The organism is Nocardioides sp. zg-DK7169 (assembly GCF_013155365.1).
In the GTDB taxonomy this organism is placed as follows: Bacteria; Actinomycetota; Actinomycetes; order Propionibacteriales; family Nocardioidaceae; genus Nocardioides.
The window spans coordinates 1-13,843 of the sequence record NZ_JABJRA010000011.1; the positions used below are offsets into that span (position 1 = coordinate 1).

Annotated in this window: 16 protein-coding genes and 1 tRNA gene; 14 read left to right on the forward strand and 3 right to left on the reverse strand. The window is 72.7% G+C overall.

Translation table 11 applies throughout. The features are described from left to right. The 3 genes from HOQ23_RS16085 to HOQ23_RS16095 all read left to right on the forward strand — a co-directional run. On the forward strand, positions 1–559 hold a 559-nt coding region (locus tag HOQ23_RS16085), incomplete at its 5' end, for a hypothetical protein (protein WP_216654318.1). A gap of 86 nt (positions 560–645) precedes the next feature. Beyond that, positions 646–1,029, forward strand: coding sequence for an Hpt domain-containing protein (locus tag HOQ23_RS16090; protein WP_172215654.1), 384 nt, complete (start codon positions 646–648; stop codon positions 1,027–1,029). 75 nt (positions 1,030–1,104) lie between these two features. Continuing rightward, on the forward strand, positions 1,105–1,308 hold the full coding sequence (locus HOQ23_RS16095) for a hypothetical protein (protein ID WP_172215656.1): 204 nt from the start codon (positions 1,105–1,107) through the stop codon (positions 1,306–1,308). A 94-nt stretch (positions 1,309–1,402) separates the two neighbouring features. On the opposite strand, the gene HOQ23_RS16100 is transcribed toward HOQ23_RS16095, so the two are convergent. Further along, positions 1,403–2,329, reverse strand: coding sequence for an IclR family transcriptional regulator (locus HOQ23_RS16100; RefSeq protein ID WP_172215658.1), 927 nt, complete (start codon positions 2,327–2,329; stop codon positions 1,403–1,405). A gap of 204 nt (positions 2,330–2,533) precedes the next feature. Here HOQ23_RS16100 and HOQ23_RS16105 point away from each other — a divergent pair, with 204 nt between their 5' ends. From HOQ23_RS16105 to HOQ23_RS16140, 8 genes are all read left to right on the forward strand, one after another. Further along, the gene (locus HOQ23_RS16105) at positions 2,534–3,109 is read left to right on the forward strand and encodes a flavin reductase family protein (protein WP_172215660.1); all 576 of its coding nucleotides are present in this window, start codon (positions 2,534–2,536) and stop codon (positions 3,107–3,109) included. After that, entirely contained in the window at positions 3,106–4,107 is a 1,002-nt protein-coding gene (locus HOQ23_RS16110; RefSeq protein WP_216654319.1) for an LLM class flavin-dependent oxidoreductase, read from the forward strand. The genes HOQ23_RS16105 and HOQ23_RS16110 overlap by 4 nt, the downstream gene beginning before the upstream one ends. Positions 4,108–4,283: 176 nt before the next feature. After that, a complete protein-coding gene (locus tag HOQ23_RS16115; RefSeq protein WP_172215662.1) occupies positions 4,284–5,429 on the forward strand; it encodes a Rieske 2Fe-2S domain-containing protein in 1,146 nt (381 codons plus the stop codon). Positions 5,430–5,457: 28 nt separating this feature from the next. After that, complete coding sequence (locus HOQ23_RS16120) at positions 5,458–6,639, forward strand: acyl-CoA dehydrogenase family protein (RefSeq protein WP_172215664.1); 1,182 nt, start codon at positions 5,458–5,460, stop codon at positions 6,637–6,639. A gap of 58 nt (positions 6,640–6,697) precedes the next feature. After that, positions 6,698–7,606 (forward strand): VOC family protein, encoded by a 909-nt coding sequence (locus HOQ23_RS16125; RefSeq protein ID WP_172215666.1) that lies wholly within the window; start codon positions 6,698–6,700, stop codon positions 7,604–7,606. Positions 7,607–7,646: 40 nt separating this feature from the next. After that, positions 7,647–7,928, forward strand: coding sequence for a hypothetical protein (locus tag HOQ23_RS16130; RefSeq protein WP_172215668.1), 282 nt, complete (start codon positions 7,647–7,649; stop codon positions 7,926–7,928). Further along, complete coding sequence (locus HOQ23_RS16135; RefSeq protein ID WP_172215691.1) at positions 7,925–8,482, forward strand: nuclear transport factor 2 family protein; 558 nt, start codon at positions 7,925–7,927, stop codon at positions 8,480–8,482. The genes HOQ23_RS16130 and HOQ23_RS16135 overlap by 4 nt, the downstream gene beginning before the upstream one ends. A gap of 168 nt (positions 8,483–8,650) precedes the next feature. Then, positions 8,651–9,976 carry an HNH endonuclease signature motif containing protein gene (locus HOQ23_RS16140; RefSeq protein WP_172215693.1) on the forward strand — a complete coding sequence of 442 codons (1,326 nt, stop codon included), beginning with the start codon at positions 8,651–8,653 and terminating at the stop codon, positions 9,974–9,976. An 85-nt stretch (positions 9,977–10,061) separates the two neighbouring features. Here the strand turns inward: HOQ23_RS16140 and HOQ23_RS16145 are convergent. Then, positions 10,062–10,135 (reverse strand) — tRNA-Ile (locus HOQ23_RS16145). A 190-nt stretch (positions 10,136–10,325) separates the two neighbouring features. Here HOQ23_RS16145 and HOQ23_RS16150 point away from each other — a divergent pair. Continuing rightward, the gene (locus tag HOQ23_RS16150; RefSeq protein ID WP_172215695.1) at positions 10,326–11,495 is read left to right on the forward strand and encodes an RtcB family protein; all 1,170 of its coding nucleotides are present in this window, start codon (positions 10,326–10,328) and stop codon (positions 11,493–11,495) included. A gap of 84 nt (positions 11,496–11,579) precedes the next feature. After that, positions 11,580–11,825: a hypothetical protein gene (locus tag HOQ23_RS16155; RefSeq protein ID WP_172215697.1), complete on the forward strand. Its 246-nt coding sequence runs from the start codon at positions 11,580–11,582 to the stop codon at positions 11,823–11,825. A 25-nt stretch (positions 11,826–11,850) separates the two neighbouring features. On the opposite strand, the gene HOQ23_RS16160 is transcribed toward HOQ23_RS16155, so the two are convergent. Continuing rightward, positions 11,851–12,933: a tocopherol cyclase family protein gene (locus tag HOQ23_RS16160; RefSeq protein ID WP_216654320.1), complete on the reverse strand. Its 1,083-nt coding sequence runs from the start codon at positions 12,931–12,933 to the stop codon at positions 11,851–11,853. 50 nt (positions 12,934–12,983) lie between these two features. Here HOQ23_RS16160 and HOQ23_RS16165 point away from each other — a divergent pair, with 50 nt between their 5' ends. Further along, positions 12,984–13,799 carry a DUF72 domain-containing protein gene (locus tag HOQ23_RS16165; protein ID WP_172215701.1) on the forward strand — a complete coding sequence of 272 codons (816 nt, stop codon included), beginning with the start codon at positions 12,984–12,986 and terminating at the stop codon, positions 13,797–13,799. The last annotated feature ends 44 nt before the right edge of the window (positions 13,800–13,843 follow it).

The window sequence follows — 13,843 nt, forward strand, 5'->3', positions numbered from 1 at the left end:
GGCACCGAGCGGCCGCGGCCGCTCCACCCGGGCGGTGCCGCGCGTGGCCGCCGCTGCGCCGGCCGCCGCCTCGGCCGGGTCGCGACGCCGGCGCCGCGGCAGGTGGGTCCCGGCGTTGCTCGGGGTCGCCGTCGTCGCGCTGCTGTCCGTGGTCGCGCTGGCGATCGGCACCGACCGCGGCGCGGAGCCCGCCGGGTCCGCCACGCCGGGCACGACCGCGAAGCCCCCGCCGTCCCCGGAGCCGAGCACGCCCACCGCAGAGGATCTGCGCGCCTTCGTCACCTACTACCTGCAGCAGGCGGCGAGTGACCCGGCCGCCGGCTTCGCGATGCTGACCCCGGCCTTCCAGGAGGCCAGCCAGGGCCGTCCGGGGTACGACGGGTTCTGGGGCGGGGTCGTCTCCGTGCGCGACGTCGAGGTCACCGAGGCCGATCCCGAGTCGATGCGGGTGACCTACACCTACACCTACGACCTCGAGGGCGGCGGGAGCCGGACCGAGACGGTGAGCCTGCAGCTGGTCCACGACGGCTCGCGCCTGCTGGTCGCCGACGAGGGGTGACCCCCCTAGGGTGGGGCGGCGCACCCCCCGGCCGCCCAGCGCTCGAGCTGGCCGCTGTTCCCACCCTCTCCCCCCCAGGAGGCACCGTGCCCGACCAGATCCCCGAGGACGGCCTCGACCTCGCACGACTCGAGATGCTGCGCGACCTCGACCCCGGCGACACGACCTACCTGGACCGGGCGATCGCCAACTTCGTCACCACCGCCCAGACCGCGGGGGGCACGGTCCGGGACGCGGCGCAGCGCGGGGACCACGAGGAGCTGCGGGCGGTGACCCACAAGATGGTGGGCAACAGCCTCAACCTCGGGGTGAACTACGTCGGTGCGGCGGCGCGCCGCCTCGAGCTGCTGGCCAGCGAGGGCAGCACCGAGGGCGCACTCCCCCTGATCGACCGTCTCGACGCCGCGCTGGCGCGCGGAGTCGAGGACCTGCTCGCCTTCCAGGCCTCCTACCAGCCCCCTCGCTCCTGAGCCGGACCGCCAAGCAGCCGGGTTGGGTACTGGCGCGGCGAGCGCCTGCCCCGGGCGCCTCCCGAAGGAGGAAGCATGAAGTTCATCGTGACCCTGATCGTCCTGGCCTGGCTGGCCATCGGGGCCCTCGCCGCCTGGCAGCGCGGCTACTTCGGCGACGACCGCGACGTCAGCTGCACCAACGCCGGTGACACCGTCCTCACGGTGGTCGCAGGTCCGCTGAACTACGTCGGGGTCAACCCGAAGGTCGACTGCACGCTGCCCGAGCCCTCGCGGTGAGCCGTGCCGGACGGCCCCGACCGGGGCCGTCCGGCGGCAGGGGCACCCTCGCGATCCGGGGCGGCGGACCGGGCCGCGCGCCGCGCACGGCGCGTCAGGCGCAGGTCTCGTCGTCGCGGCGGACCTCGCCAGAGGCCCAAAGCCGGTCGCAGACCTCCTGCTTGCCGCAGCAGCGTCCGACCGGTCGACCGCCCAGCCAGCCCCGGGTCGGGCCGAGCTTGCGGTACGGGATGGGCTCCAGGGGGTCGGACTCCTCGCGCATCCGGGACTGCAGCGCCTCGGAGGTCTGCCTGCCCGCGTGCCGCACCAGCGGCGCCAGCCGCTCGAAGTCCACCCGCTCCAGCGGCCCCACCGCCGACAGGGCCGCGACCGGCCCGTCCGCAGTCAGGATCGGCGCCGCCACGCCCCCGACCCCGGGCATGCCGAGGCCGCGCTCGTAGCCGACCCCGCGACGCCGGATCTCCGCGAGCTCCGCGTGCAGCAGCGCCGGGTCGTCACCGTCGATGCCGCCAGGGGCCGCACACTCGCCGAGCAGCGAGTCGACCTCCTCGGGCGGCAACCAGGCGAGGATCGTCTTGCCGATCGTGGCGTTCGTGACCCACCACCGGCTGCCCACGTCGGAGGGCAGGGTGAGGGCGTAGGCGCCGCCGAGCTTGTCGAGGAACAGCACCTCCGGGCCCTCGAGCATGCACAGGTGCACCACCAGCCCGGTGCGCACGTGCAGGTCCAGCAGGACCGGCGCCGCGGCCTCGCGCACCTGCTCCCGGCTGGGACCGCGCGACCCGATGCTCGCGGCGCGGTGGCCCAGGGAGTAGCCGGTCGTGTGCCGGCGTACCCACCCGAGCTGCACGAGCTGCTCCAGGATCCGGTGGCAGCTGGAGCGCGGCAACCGCGCGCGGGTGCCGATCTCCTCCAGCGAGAGCCGGGTTCCCCAGCGGTCGAAGGACTCGAGGACGCGCGTCATCCGCACGATCATCGTGTCGCTCGTGGTGCTCGCCGAGGCGGAGCGGGCAGGGTGCATCGATGCCTCCGGGGGGTCATGACAAGCGGCCCGAGCAGTTTGACGTCCGTCACATCGCGGCGCAAACAACCGGCTCCCGATCATCGGGAGCCGGGCCACGGCGGGCCCGGCTCCCAGGTCCTAGCGTGCGACTCCGCTCACGCCGTCGAACGGCGTCGACGGCCCACGCCGCCGACGCACCTGACCCCCTCGGAGGACAGCACGATGACCATCCAGGCGACCGCCCCCGACCCCCTCGTCTCCCCCGCCCTGCCGCCCGTCCCGGACGGGGCCGCGCTCGTCGCCCGGCCCGGCTCGGCGGAGATGCGCCGGGTGCTCGGGCAGTTCGCGAGCGGCGTGACGGTGGTGACCGGGCTCGACGAGGGCGAGGCCGTCGGCTTCGCCTGCCAGTCGTTCGCCTCCGTCTCCCTGGACCCCCCGCTGGTGCTGTTCTGCGCCGGGCACGGCGGCACCAGCTGGCCCCGCATCCGGCGCGGTGGCCGGTTCAGCGTCAACGTCCTCGCCGAGGACCAGGACGACCTGTGCGCCCGGTTCGGCTCGCACACCGGGCGGCGCTTCGAGGCCCTGGACTGGTCCCCGTCGCGGTGGGGCACCCCGAGCCTGCCGGGGGTCCTCGCCCGGGTGCACTGCTCCATCGACGCCGTGCACCGCGCCGGCGACCACGACGTCGTGATCGGCGCCGTCGACGAGCTGGAGTGGGTCGGCGACGGCGCGCCGATGGTCTTCTTCCGCGGCGCCTTCGCCGCCACCGCCCCCGGGGCGCCCGGGCCGGCACGGTGAGCAGCGGGTCCGGCGCACCGGGGATCGGGCTCTTCCTCGACCTGCGCAACCCCGAGCGCTGGCGCCGCCCCTGGCCGGATCACTACCGCCGCCAGCTGGACCTGATCGCGGAGGCCGAGCACCAGGGTGCCGACGCCGTCTGGTTCACCGAGCACCACGACGTCGACGACGGCTACCTCTCTCAGCCGCTCACCTTCGCCGCCGCGGCCGCGGCCCGCACGTCGCGGGTGCGGATCGGGACCGCCGTCGTGCTGGCGGCGCTGCGACACCCCCGCCACCTCGCCGAGGAGGCCGCCGTCGTCGACCTCGTCTCCGCCGGGCGTCTCGAGCTGGGCATCGGCGCCGGCTTCGTCGCACACGAGTACGCCGCGTTCGGCCACGAGCTCGCGCAGCGCTACCGCCTCACCGACGACGCGGTCCGCGAGGTGCAGCGCCTGCTCGGTGTGGTGAGCCCCGGCCCGGTGCAGCAGCCGCCGCCGGTCTGGCTGGGCTACCAGGGCCCGCAGGGCGCGCGCCGGGCCGGCCGGATGGGCACCGGCCTGCTGTCACTCGACCGCCGCCTCCTGGAGCCGTACGCCGCCGGGCTGGCCGAGGGCGGGCATGACCCGTCGACCGCGCGGATGGGCGGGTTGCTCGACCTGATCGTGGCCGAGGACCCGGAGCGGACCCTGGCCCGGGTGCTGCCGCACTTCGTGCACCAGCTGAACTCCTACCGCCGGATGGCGGCCGGACCGGGCGGCGCCGTCCGGGACCTCGCGGTCGAGGAGGTGGCCGCCGACACCCGCGGACCGGGCCGGATCCCGGGCCTCAGCGTGCTCACGCCGCAGGAGGCCACGGCGACCATCCAGCGGCGTACGTCCGGGATCCCGGCGCGCCACGTCTACTGCTGGGCCAGCGTCGCCGGGATGCCCGACGACATCGTGACCGAGCACCTCTCGCTCCTGCTCGGCACCGTCGCACCCGCCGTGCGCGCCGCGGCGGCCGCACCTCCGGCCTGAGCAGCCGCCACCTCACGGGCAGCTCTTCGGGCGACTCCCGATTCGCGGGAGCGCCGTTCGAGCCGGGTGACGGGCGTCACGGATGGTGTCGCTGCGTACGGGCGTCTCGGGCTGCCCGCTGCGTTCCCCTCTGTTTCCCCCTCTTTCGATCCAGCACCACTACCCAGGAGGTAGGCATGAGCGCCACCACCCCCAGCGACGAGATCCGGTTCATCGAGACCGGCGACGGCTACTCCCGCTTCGCCCGCGGATGGCACTGCCTCGGGCTGGCGGACGACTTCCGCGACGGCAAGCCGCACGAGCTGAAGATCTTCGGCCAGACGGCCGTCGTGTTCGCCGGCGAGGACGGCGAGATCCACATGCTCGACGCGTTCTGCCGCCACATGGGCGGCAACCTCGCCCACGGCGAGATCAAGGGCAACGAGATCGCCTGCCCGTTCCACGACTGGCGCTGGAACGGCGAGGGCCGCTGCACCAAGGTGCCCTACGCCCGTCGTACGCCGCTGCGCGCCCGCACGCTGCGCTGGATCACCATGGAGAAGAACGGCCTGCTGTTCTGCTGGAACGACCCGCAGGGCAATCCGCCGCCGGCGGACGTGACGATCCCCGAGATCCCCGACTACGACGCCGGCAAGTGGACCGCCTGGTCGTGGAAGTCCTACCTGGTCGAGGGCGCGCACTGCCGCGAGATCGTCGACAACGTCGTGGACATGGCGCACTTCTTCTACGTGCACTACCAGATCCCGCGGTACTTCAAGAACGTCTTCGAGGGCCACGTGGCCAGCCAGTACATGAACTCCACCGGCCGCGAGGACATCAAGACCGGAGTGCAGATGGACCTGCCGGACGCCGTCACCCGCTCCGAGGCCAGCTACTTCGGCCCCTCGTTCATGCTCGACACGATCTGGACCGAGGCCGACGAGCAGGTCATCGAGGCCAAGCTGGTCAACTGCCACTACCCGATCAGCGAGAACTCCTTCCTGCTCCAGTACGGGATCATCGTGGAGAAGCTGCCGGGCATGTCGGACGAGGACGCCCAGGCGATGGGCCAGACCTTCGTCGACGGCCTCGAGGTGCAGTTCCTCCAGGACGTCGAGGTCTGGAAGCACAAGACCCGCATCGAGAACCCGCTCCTCACCGAGGAGGACGGGCCGGTCTACCAGCTGCGTCGCTGGTACCAGCAGTTCTACGTCGACGTCGAGGACGTCACGCCGGACATGACCAAGCGCTTCGAGTTCGAGGTCGACTGCGACTACGCGGTCGAGACCTGGGAGGCCGAGAGCCGCGTCGAGTCGTCGTCCACCGCCACCGCCGGCGCCTGAGCCGCACCCAGCAGAAGGAACACCCACGATGAACGACGTCCGACGTCAGATGATCGACCACGCAGACAAGCTGCGTGAGCAGGCCGAGGAGTCCGAGCAGCTGTGCCGGCTCCCCGACGAGACCGCGGCCCTCCTGCGCAGCTCCGGCGCCATCCGGATGCTCCAGCCGAAGGAGTACGGCGGCCAGGAGACCCACCTCGCCGAGTTCGCCGAGACCGTGATGGGGACCGCCAAGATCTTCGGCTCCGCGGGCTGGGTGCAGGGCATCGTCGGCGTCCACCCCTGGCAGCTCGCCTTCGCCGACCCGCGGGTGCGGGAGGAGGTGTGGGGCGAGGACCAGGACACCTGGCTCGCCTCGCCGTACCAGCCCAACGGGCGGCTGGTCCCCGAGGGCGAGGACGGCTTCCGCTTCTCCGGCCGCTGGCAGTTCTCGTCGGGCACCGACCACTGCCAGTGGATCTTCCTCGGTGGCCTGCTCGCCGGCACGGACGGCGAGGTGATCAACCCGCCCAAGATGGTCCACGTCATCCTGCCGCGCAGCGACTACGAGATCGTCGAGGACTCCTGGAACACCGTGGGCCTGCGCGGCACCGGCTCCAAGGACGTCATCGTCCGCGACGCCTACGTGCCGGCCTACCGGGTCATGGACTGCGACGAGGTGATCGACGGCACCGCGGTGCGCAAGGCCGGCCGCGACGAGACGCTGTACAAGATGCCCTGGTCGTGCACCTTCCCCGCCGGCATCACCTCCGCGATCATCGGCATCGCCGAGGGCGCGCTCGAGACGGCGCTGGGTTACCAGCGCGACCGGATCAACGCCCACGGCACCGTGGTCAGGGAGGACCCCTACACCCTCTCCGCCCTGGGCGAGGCGGCCGCCGACATCCACGCCGCCCGCGGCGAGATCCTCGGCAACATCAACCGGCTGTGGGACATCGTCGACTCCGGTCGCGAGGTGTCCTTCGAGACCCGCGCCCTCGGCCGGCTGGCCCAGGTGCGGGCGGCACACCGCGCCGTCGACGCCGTCGACCGCATCTTCGCCCGCTCCGGCGGCACCGCGCTGCGCATGGACCACCCGCTGCAGCGGTTCTGGCGCGACGCCCACGCCGGCCTCAACCACGCCATCAACATCCCGGGCCCGACGTACCACGCCAACGCGCTGACCCACATGGGCGTGGAGCCGCAGGGCGCACTGCGCGCCCTGATCTGAGCCTCGCCCCGCCCGGGCACACGCCCGACCCACCCGTGACTTGCAAGGAGACATGCAGATGAGAGAGATCCGTGCCCTCGGATACGTGACCGTGGCCGCCACCGACATGGAGCGCTGGCGCGACTTCGCCTTCGACGTGCTCAGCTTCGGTGAGGGCAGCGGCCCGGACCCGGACGCGCTGTACCTGCGGATGGACGAGCGCGCCGCCCGCATCGTGGTGCGCCCCGGCGACAGCGACGGCGTGCAGACCGTCGGTTGGGAGGTCCGCGACCACCTGGCGCTGGCCCGGGTCGAGAAGACGCTGGCCGACGCGGGCTACGCGCCCAAGCGGCTGAGCGCCGAGGAGGCCGACGTGCGCCGGGTCGAGGAGGCGATCGCCTTCACCGACCCCTCCGGTCTCCAGGTCGAGGTCTTCTTCGGCCCCGTGCTGGACCACTCGCCGCTGGTGACCCGCCACGGCAGCCGCTTCGTGACCTCGGGCCTGGGCCTGGGGCACATCGTGCTGCCGACCACGGACATCGAGGCCTCGCAGAAGCTCTACCTCGACACCTTGGAGTTCCTGCCGCGCGGTGCGATGAAGCTCGACACCCCGCCCGGCGTCCCCACCCAGCGGATCCGGTTCATCGGCGTCAACCAGCGCCACCACAGCCTGGCCCTGTGCCCGGCGCCGGCCATGAAGGCGCCCTCGCTGATCCACATCATGGTGGAGGTGGACTCCCTCGACAGCGTCGGCCGGGCGCTGGACCGCTCGAACAAGGCGGGCTACTCGCTCTCCTCGACGCTGGGCCGTCACACGAACGACAAGATGGTGTCGTTCTACGTGCGCGCCCCCGGCGGCTGGGACGTGGAGTACGGCTGCGAGGGGATCCTCGTCGATGAGTCCCACTACACGGCCGAGGAGATCACCGCCGACAGCTACTGGGGTCACGACTGGTCGGGCTCCGAGCCGCTCGCGGCGTTCAGTTGAGCGCCGTGACCACCGAGTCGAGCCTTCGGACGGAGGAGCCGTGAAGCAGATCAGCTGCCAGAACTGCGGCAACCGCGTGCTGGTGGAGAAGTACAGCCCGATCCACACCAGCGTGCAGTGGTTGCAGGACGCGGGCACCTGCCCCGAGATCCGCGAGGGCGCGACCGGGGCGGGCGGGACCGCACTCGTCCCGACCTGCGGCCGGCTGCGGGCGTCCATCGTCGCGGCCGACCGGGCCGGCGAGCTCCCCGGGACGACGTACGCCGAGCCGGCGCCGCTGCCGCGCGAGCTGCTCGACGCGGCGGCGGGCGCGCAGGAGTGACCGGAGAGCAGGGCGGCCCGGGCGGGTTGGGTGACCTGGCGGCGCGGATCGACCGGATCGAGTCGACCGAGCAGATCCGCCAGCTCGCCTACCGCTACGCCCAGGCCCTCGACAGCCGGGACGTCGACGGTCTGGCGGGCCTGTTCGTCGAGGACGTCACCACCCATGACGGCCGGGTCGGCCGGGAGGCGCTGGCGCAGTGGTACGACCCGGTGCTGCGTCCCTACGGCATCACCTTCCACCTGGTCGCCAACCACACGATCGAGTTCACCGACCCCGACCACGCGACCGGGGTGGTCTACTGCCGCCCCGAGCACGAGGTCGACGGCGAGTGGATCGTGATGCCGATGCAGTACTGGGACCGCTACGAGCGCCGCGACGGGCAGTGGTACTTCAAGTCCCGCAGCACGCACGTCTTCTACGCCGCCGACGTCGCGGCGAGCCCGCTCGCCGCACCCGGCCGCTTCCACTTCCCCGGCAACCCGTTCATCAGCCGAGCGGACCTGCCGGAGCGGTGGCAGACGTGGCGGGACTTCTGGTCCAGCGACGACTGACCAGCCTCCACCGCACCAGCCCACGGGCCGGGCCGGTCCCCCGGGGGACCGGCCCGGCCCGTGGCGTTCGGTGGAGGAGACCGCCGGTCGAGCAGGCCGTTGCTCGAGCTTGTCGAGACTCCTGGGGAACCCGCTTGTTCTCGAACACATGTTCGACTAGACTGAGGCATGGCCTCCCCCGAACTCCCCGACTGCGACACCCCAGCCGCCGTGCTGGCCTTCGCACAGGCGCAGCGGGCTGCGGCCCAGGCCGCGGAGGTCAAGGTCCTGGAGGCCGCGCTCCTATGGGCGGCGATGCACCCCGAGGAGTCGATCTCGGACGGGGCCTCGACAGGCTCGACGAACGGGACTGCCGGGCTGATCTTCGCCGAGATCGCGGTCCCGCTGGCAGGTGAAGGAGCTCCCCTGGTCGCGGAGTTCGCGCCGATGGAGCTCGGTGCCGCGCTTGGCCTCTCGACCGACTCCGCGAGGTCGCTCATCGGGGACGCGCTCGAGCTGGCGCACCGGCTCAAGCGGACCTGGGCGCTCGTGCAGGCGGGAACGGTCCCGACCTGGAAGGGCCGGCGCCTGGCGCAGCTGACGAGGCTGCTCCCGCCGGACGGCGCCGACTTCGTCGACCGCCAGCTCGCCGCCGTCGTCGGCAACGTCGGCTGGGCTGCGATCGAGCGGCTCGTCGATCACGCCCGGGTCACCTTCGACCCGGAAGGTGCCGAGAAGCAGCGCCGCCAGGCCGCCGACGGGCGCCGCTTCGACGTGCACACCGAGGCCGTCGACTTCGACGGGACCGTGCAGGTCGAGGGGACCCTCGACCTCGCCGACGCGCTCGATCTGGACGCCGCGATCCGGCAGGGAGCCCAAGAGCTCGCCGCGCTGGGCTCGGAGGAGTCCCTCGACGTGCGCCGCTCGATGGCCGCCGGCGAACTGGCCCGGGGCCAGCTGACCCTCGACCTGAGGGTCGAGGCCGGCGGCGGGACCACTGCGGCGGTGAAGCCGCGGCAGGTCGTCATCCACGTGCACCTCTCCGAAGCGGCCCTCGGCGGGAAGCCGGGCATCGCGCGGGTCGAGGAGACCCGCTCCATCGTCTCCACCGAGCAGGTCCGCGACTGGTGCGGACCCGACACCCAGGTGACGCTCAAGCCGGTCATCGACCTCGACGCCCACCACCACACCGACGCCTACGCCGTCCCCGACCGGCTCAGCGAGCAGACCCGTCTCTCCCAACCGAGCTGCGCGTTCCCATGGTGCGAACGCCCCGCCCGCCGCTGCGACACCGACCACGTCGTGGCCCACGGTTCGGGCGGCCCGACGTGCTCCTGCAACCTCGCACCGCTCTGCCGCCGACATCACCGGGCCAAGACCCACACCGGCTGGACCTACGACAAGACCGGTCCCACGACCCACCTTTGGCGATCGCCGCACGGGCTCCACCTCGTCAAGGAACGCGGGGCCACCCGGCTGCTCACTGCACACCCACCCGACGACCAGGACTCCTGAGAACTCCGGCCTCGGGCCAGACGCGGAACCCGTCCTCGTGGATGTCGACCACGGTCAGGAAGGTGACCACCTCGCCGGGAGTGAGTAGGGCGGGTGGGGCTCGAACCCACGACCCAAGGATTATGAGTCCTCTGCTCTAACCGACTGAGCTACCGCCCCGCGAGCACCGACGATGAAGTCGGGCTCTCAGCGCGCCGAGCGTATCGCTGGCGCCGCCGCACCAGGGACGCGGGTGCGACGCTGGACCGGGACGGGCGAGGCAGGGAGCCGCGGGGTCGAAAAACGGGATGACGGCGCTTGGACCCGCCCGGGATGCTTCACCGGAACCGAACGGAGCACGCATCACACCATGGACGAGATCAGCACGCGCTTCCTCAGCTGGGCGTCGGTCCTGGCGGACAACACCCGGGCGCAGGCCCAGACGACCAGCGAGATGGCCTTCATCCATCCGCACCTTGCGCTGATGCCCGACGCCCACCTCGGCAAGGGCGCCACGGTCGGGTCGGTCATCCCGACCCTTGGCGCGATCATCCCGGCGGCAGTGGGGGTGGACATCGGCTGCGGCATGATCGCGGTCCGCACCCAGCACGTCGCCCGGGACCTGCCCACGGACCGGCGTCCGCTGCGGGAGGCCATCGAGACGGCGGTCCCGCTGTCGGCGGGGAGGTACAACCGCGCCGTCACCCGGCCCCACACCGAGGAGCGGGTCGCCACCCTCGCCGACGCCGCCGCACAGGCCGGGTTCGACCCCGCGTCGTACGCCAAGAACTGGCGGCTGCAGCTCGGCACGCTCGGTTCGGGCAACCACTTCATCGAGGTGAGCCTGGACGAGGAGGACCGGGTCTGGCTGTTCCTGCACTCCGGGTCGCGGGGCCTGGGCAACAAGATCGCGCAGCACCACATCGAGGTCGCGCAGCGCTACTGCGCCCGGCACCACATCACCCTGCCCGACCGCGACCTGGCCTACCTCGTCGAGGGAACGACGGAGTTCGACCGGTACCTCGCCGAGCTCGGGTGGGCGCAGGAGTTCGCCTACCAGAACCGCGCCGAGATGATGGACCGCGTCGTCGCCTGCTTCGAGGACTGGCTCGGCGAGCCGGTCCTGCGCGAGCAGGAGGTGAACTGCCACCACAACTACACCGCGCGCGAGCACCACTTCGGCAAGGACGTCTGGCTCTCCCGCAAGGGCGCGATCTCGGCGCGGGAGGGCGAGTGGGGTCTCATCCCCGGCTCGATGGGCACCCGGTCGTACGTCGTGCAGGGCCGCGGCAACCCGCTGGCGCTGCACAGCGCCCCGCACGGCGCGGGGCGGGAGCACTCCCGCAACGCGGCGCGCAGGAAGTTCACCCGCGACCAGCTGCGCGAGGCCATGACCGGCATCGAGTACCGCGACACCGAGGCCTTCATCGACGAGATCCCCGCGGCGTACAAGGACATCGACGTCGTGATGGCCGACGCCGCGGACCTCGTCGAGATCCGTCACACGCTGCGGCAGATCGTCAACGTCAAGGGCGACTGATCCACCCGCGGTTCGGCCTAGACCGCGGCGGGTCGGGGCCGAATCCGCTCCGTGGGAGCGCTCCCGTGGGCTAGGTTCGCCGCGATGAAAAATTCACCTATCGTCGGGGGCCCGCTGGACGGGGCCGAGGCGCAGCTGCCTGTCGGGGGCGACGTGCCGAGCGACCACCAGATGCTGCTCACCCGCGTCGGGGACACCTGGCACGCCTACCTGCTCGTGCCCCGGCCGGACTCCGAGGAGCGGATCCTCAGCCACCTCGGCGAGGTCGACCAGCTGCCGCAGCTGCGCGACGAGCTCAGCACCAGCGCCTCCGCGATCGCCTCGGCCTGACCTCGACCCTGCCGGGCGTCCTCGCCTAGTCGAGCACCACCGGCGCCGCGTCCACGTCGGTCGCCGTGCCGCCTCGGCGCAGCACCTCCGCACGGGCCCGCGCGATGCCGCCGTGCTCGAGCGCGGCGAGGGTCGACTCCCCCGACCACACCGTGCGACCGCGGTGTCGCACCACGACCCGCATCTGCGCCGCGAGGTGCTCGATCGCGCCCGGGACGTTGCGCCGCTCGAGCGGCAGCGGCACTGGCAGCACGTGCGCCCGCCCGAGGTCGCCGCGTCCCTCGACCTCCACGCTCCAGCGCGCGCTGCGCCCCCGCAGCGACCAGTGCTCGTCGGCGACCTCCGCGCGCACCGGCGAGACCACCGGATCCCCCAGCCGCACCACCCGGCCGTCGGGCAGCCGGACCACGACCGCGGTCACCGTCGTACGCAGCGGCCCGGCGCTGACCTGGCCGCCGGCGAACGCGACGCACGCCGCGTCCTCGGCGAAGCCCTGCGCCTGGCCCCACCACCAGGAGTCGGGGAACCCGCCGCGGCCCCAGTTCTTCTCGCCGTACGCCGTCCAGCCGTCGAGGTCCCAGGCCTGCTCGCCGAGCACCGCCGTGCCGTGGGCCCGGCCGCCGAGCAGCCACGGGTGCCAGTACTGGTTGAGGCCCGGCACCGTCTGGAAGACGCTTGACCCGCCGAAGGAGCGCCGCGACCACGGGACCGCGTCCTCCAGCCGGACGTCGAGGCGTGCCGTCGGGCCGAGGTCGACGCGGAGCGCGTCGGGAGTCCCGTGGAAGGCGTCGCCGGCGCGTGCCCCGAGGCCGTCGGGTCCCGCCGTCGCCTCCGGGTGGACGGTGGTGCGCAGGAAGCCGCCCGGGTGCGCGGCCAGGCCCAGCGTCGCCCAGCGCCCGTCGGCGGCCCGGTTGACGCCGTTCAGCGCGATCACCACCCGCCCGGTGTGCGGGTCGGTGAAGCGCCAGAAGTAGCCCTCCATCGCGACGCCGTGGGCGCGCAGCGGGTCGCCGTACGGCAGGTCCGCGCCACTGGCCCGGTAGCGCGCCAACAGCCGCCGGGCCGCCCGCGCGGGCGCCGGGATCACCGTCGGGTCGAGGTCGGGCACCCCCGCACCATGCCCCGCTCCGCCGCTCCCCATGCCGCTACCGTGGCGCCATGGGTCGGATCCGGGTCGGCATCTCTGGCTGGACGTACGCCGGGTGGCGCGGCGACTTCTACCCGAAGGGCCTGCCGCAGCGCGCCGAGCTCGCCCACGCGGCCAGCCGGCTGACCTCGGTGGAGATCAACGGCTCCTTCTACTCCCTCCAGCGCCCCACGTCGTACGCCGCGTGGCGCGAGCAGACCCCGGACGGTTTCGAGTTCGCGGTCAAGGGCGGCCGGTTCATCACCCACATGAAGAAGCTCCGCGACGTCGAGGTGCCGCTGGCCAACTTCTTCGCCTCCGGGGTGCTCGCGCTCGGCCCCAAGCTCGGCCCGGTGCTCTGGCAGCTGCCGGCGACCCTGCCGTTCGACGCCGAGCGCCTCGAGCACTTCTTCGGGCTGCTGCCGCGCACGACGCTGGAAGCCGCCGAGCTCGCGCGCCACCACGACGCGAAGGTGCCCGAGGACCGCTCCCTCACCGTCGCCGAGGCCGACCGCCCGATCCGGCACGTGCTGGAGTTCCGCAGCGAGTCGTTCTGCACCGACGAGGCCTTCGACCTGATGCGCCGCCACGGGATCGGGTGCGTCGTCGCGGACACCGCCGGGCGGTTCCCCAGGGCCGAGGTCGTCACCAGCGACGTGGTCTACGTGCGCCTGCACGGCGACACCGAGCTCTACACCAGCGGCTACTCCCCCGAGGCGCTCGAGCGCTGGGCCACGCGCTGCCGCGAGTGGGCGCAAGAGCAGGACGTCTACGTCTACTTCGACAACGACGCCAAGGGCTTCGCCCCGCACGACGCGATGGCGCTCAGCGCGCTGCTCGGACTCTGACCCGCGCCTGAGGCCTCGACTCGACCGTCACAAGTATCGACTCG

Excerpts from the sequence above, each read along its gene's own strand:
- HOQ23_RS16125 (WP_172215666.1), top strand. The coding sequence starts at position 6,698 with ATGAGAGAGATCCGTGCCCTCGGATACGTGACCGTGGCCGCCACCGAC.
- HOQ23_RS16105 (WP_172215660.1), top strand. The coding sequence starts at position 2,534 with ATGACCATCCAGGCGACCGCCCCCGACCCCCTCGTCTCCCCCGCCCTG.
- HOQ23_RS16150 (WP_172215695.1), top strand. The coding sequence starts at position 10,326 with ATGGACGAGATCAGCACGCGCTTCCTCAGCTGGGCGTCGGTCCTGGCG.
- HOQ23_RS16120 (WP_172215664.1), top strand. The coding sequence starts at position 5,458 with ATGAACGACGTCCGACGTCAGATGATCGACCACGCAGACAAGCTGCGT.
- HOQ23_RS16100 (WP_172215658.1), bottom strand. The coding sequence starts at position 2,329 with ATGCACCCTGCCCGCTCCGCCTCGGCGAGCACCACGAGCGACACGATG.
- HOQ23_RS16095 (WP_172215656.1), top strand. The coding sequence starts at position 1,105 with ATGAAGTTCATCGTGACCCTGATCGTCCTGGCCTGGCTGGCCATCGGG.
- HOQ23_RS16165 (WP_172215701.1), top strand. The coding sequence starts at position 12,984 with ATGGGTCGGATCCGGGTCGGCATCTCTGGCTGGACGTACGCCGGGTGG.
- HOQ23_RS16155 (WP_172215697.1), top strand. The coding sequence starts at position 11,580 with ATGAAAAATTCACCTATCGTCGGGGGCCCGCTGGACGGGGCCGAGGCG.
- HOQ23_RS16115 (WP_172215662.1), top strand. The coding sequence starts at position 4,284 with ATGAGCGCCACCACCCCCAGCGACGAGATCCGGTTCATCGAGACCGGC.
- HOQ23_RS16140 (WP_172215693.1), top strand. The coding sequence starts at position 8,651 with ATGGCCTCCCCCGAACTCCCCGACTGCGACACCCCAGCCGCCGTGCTG.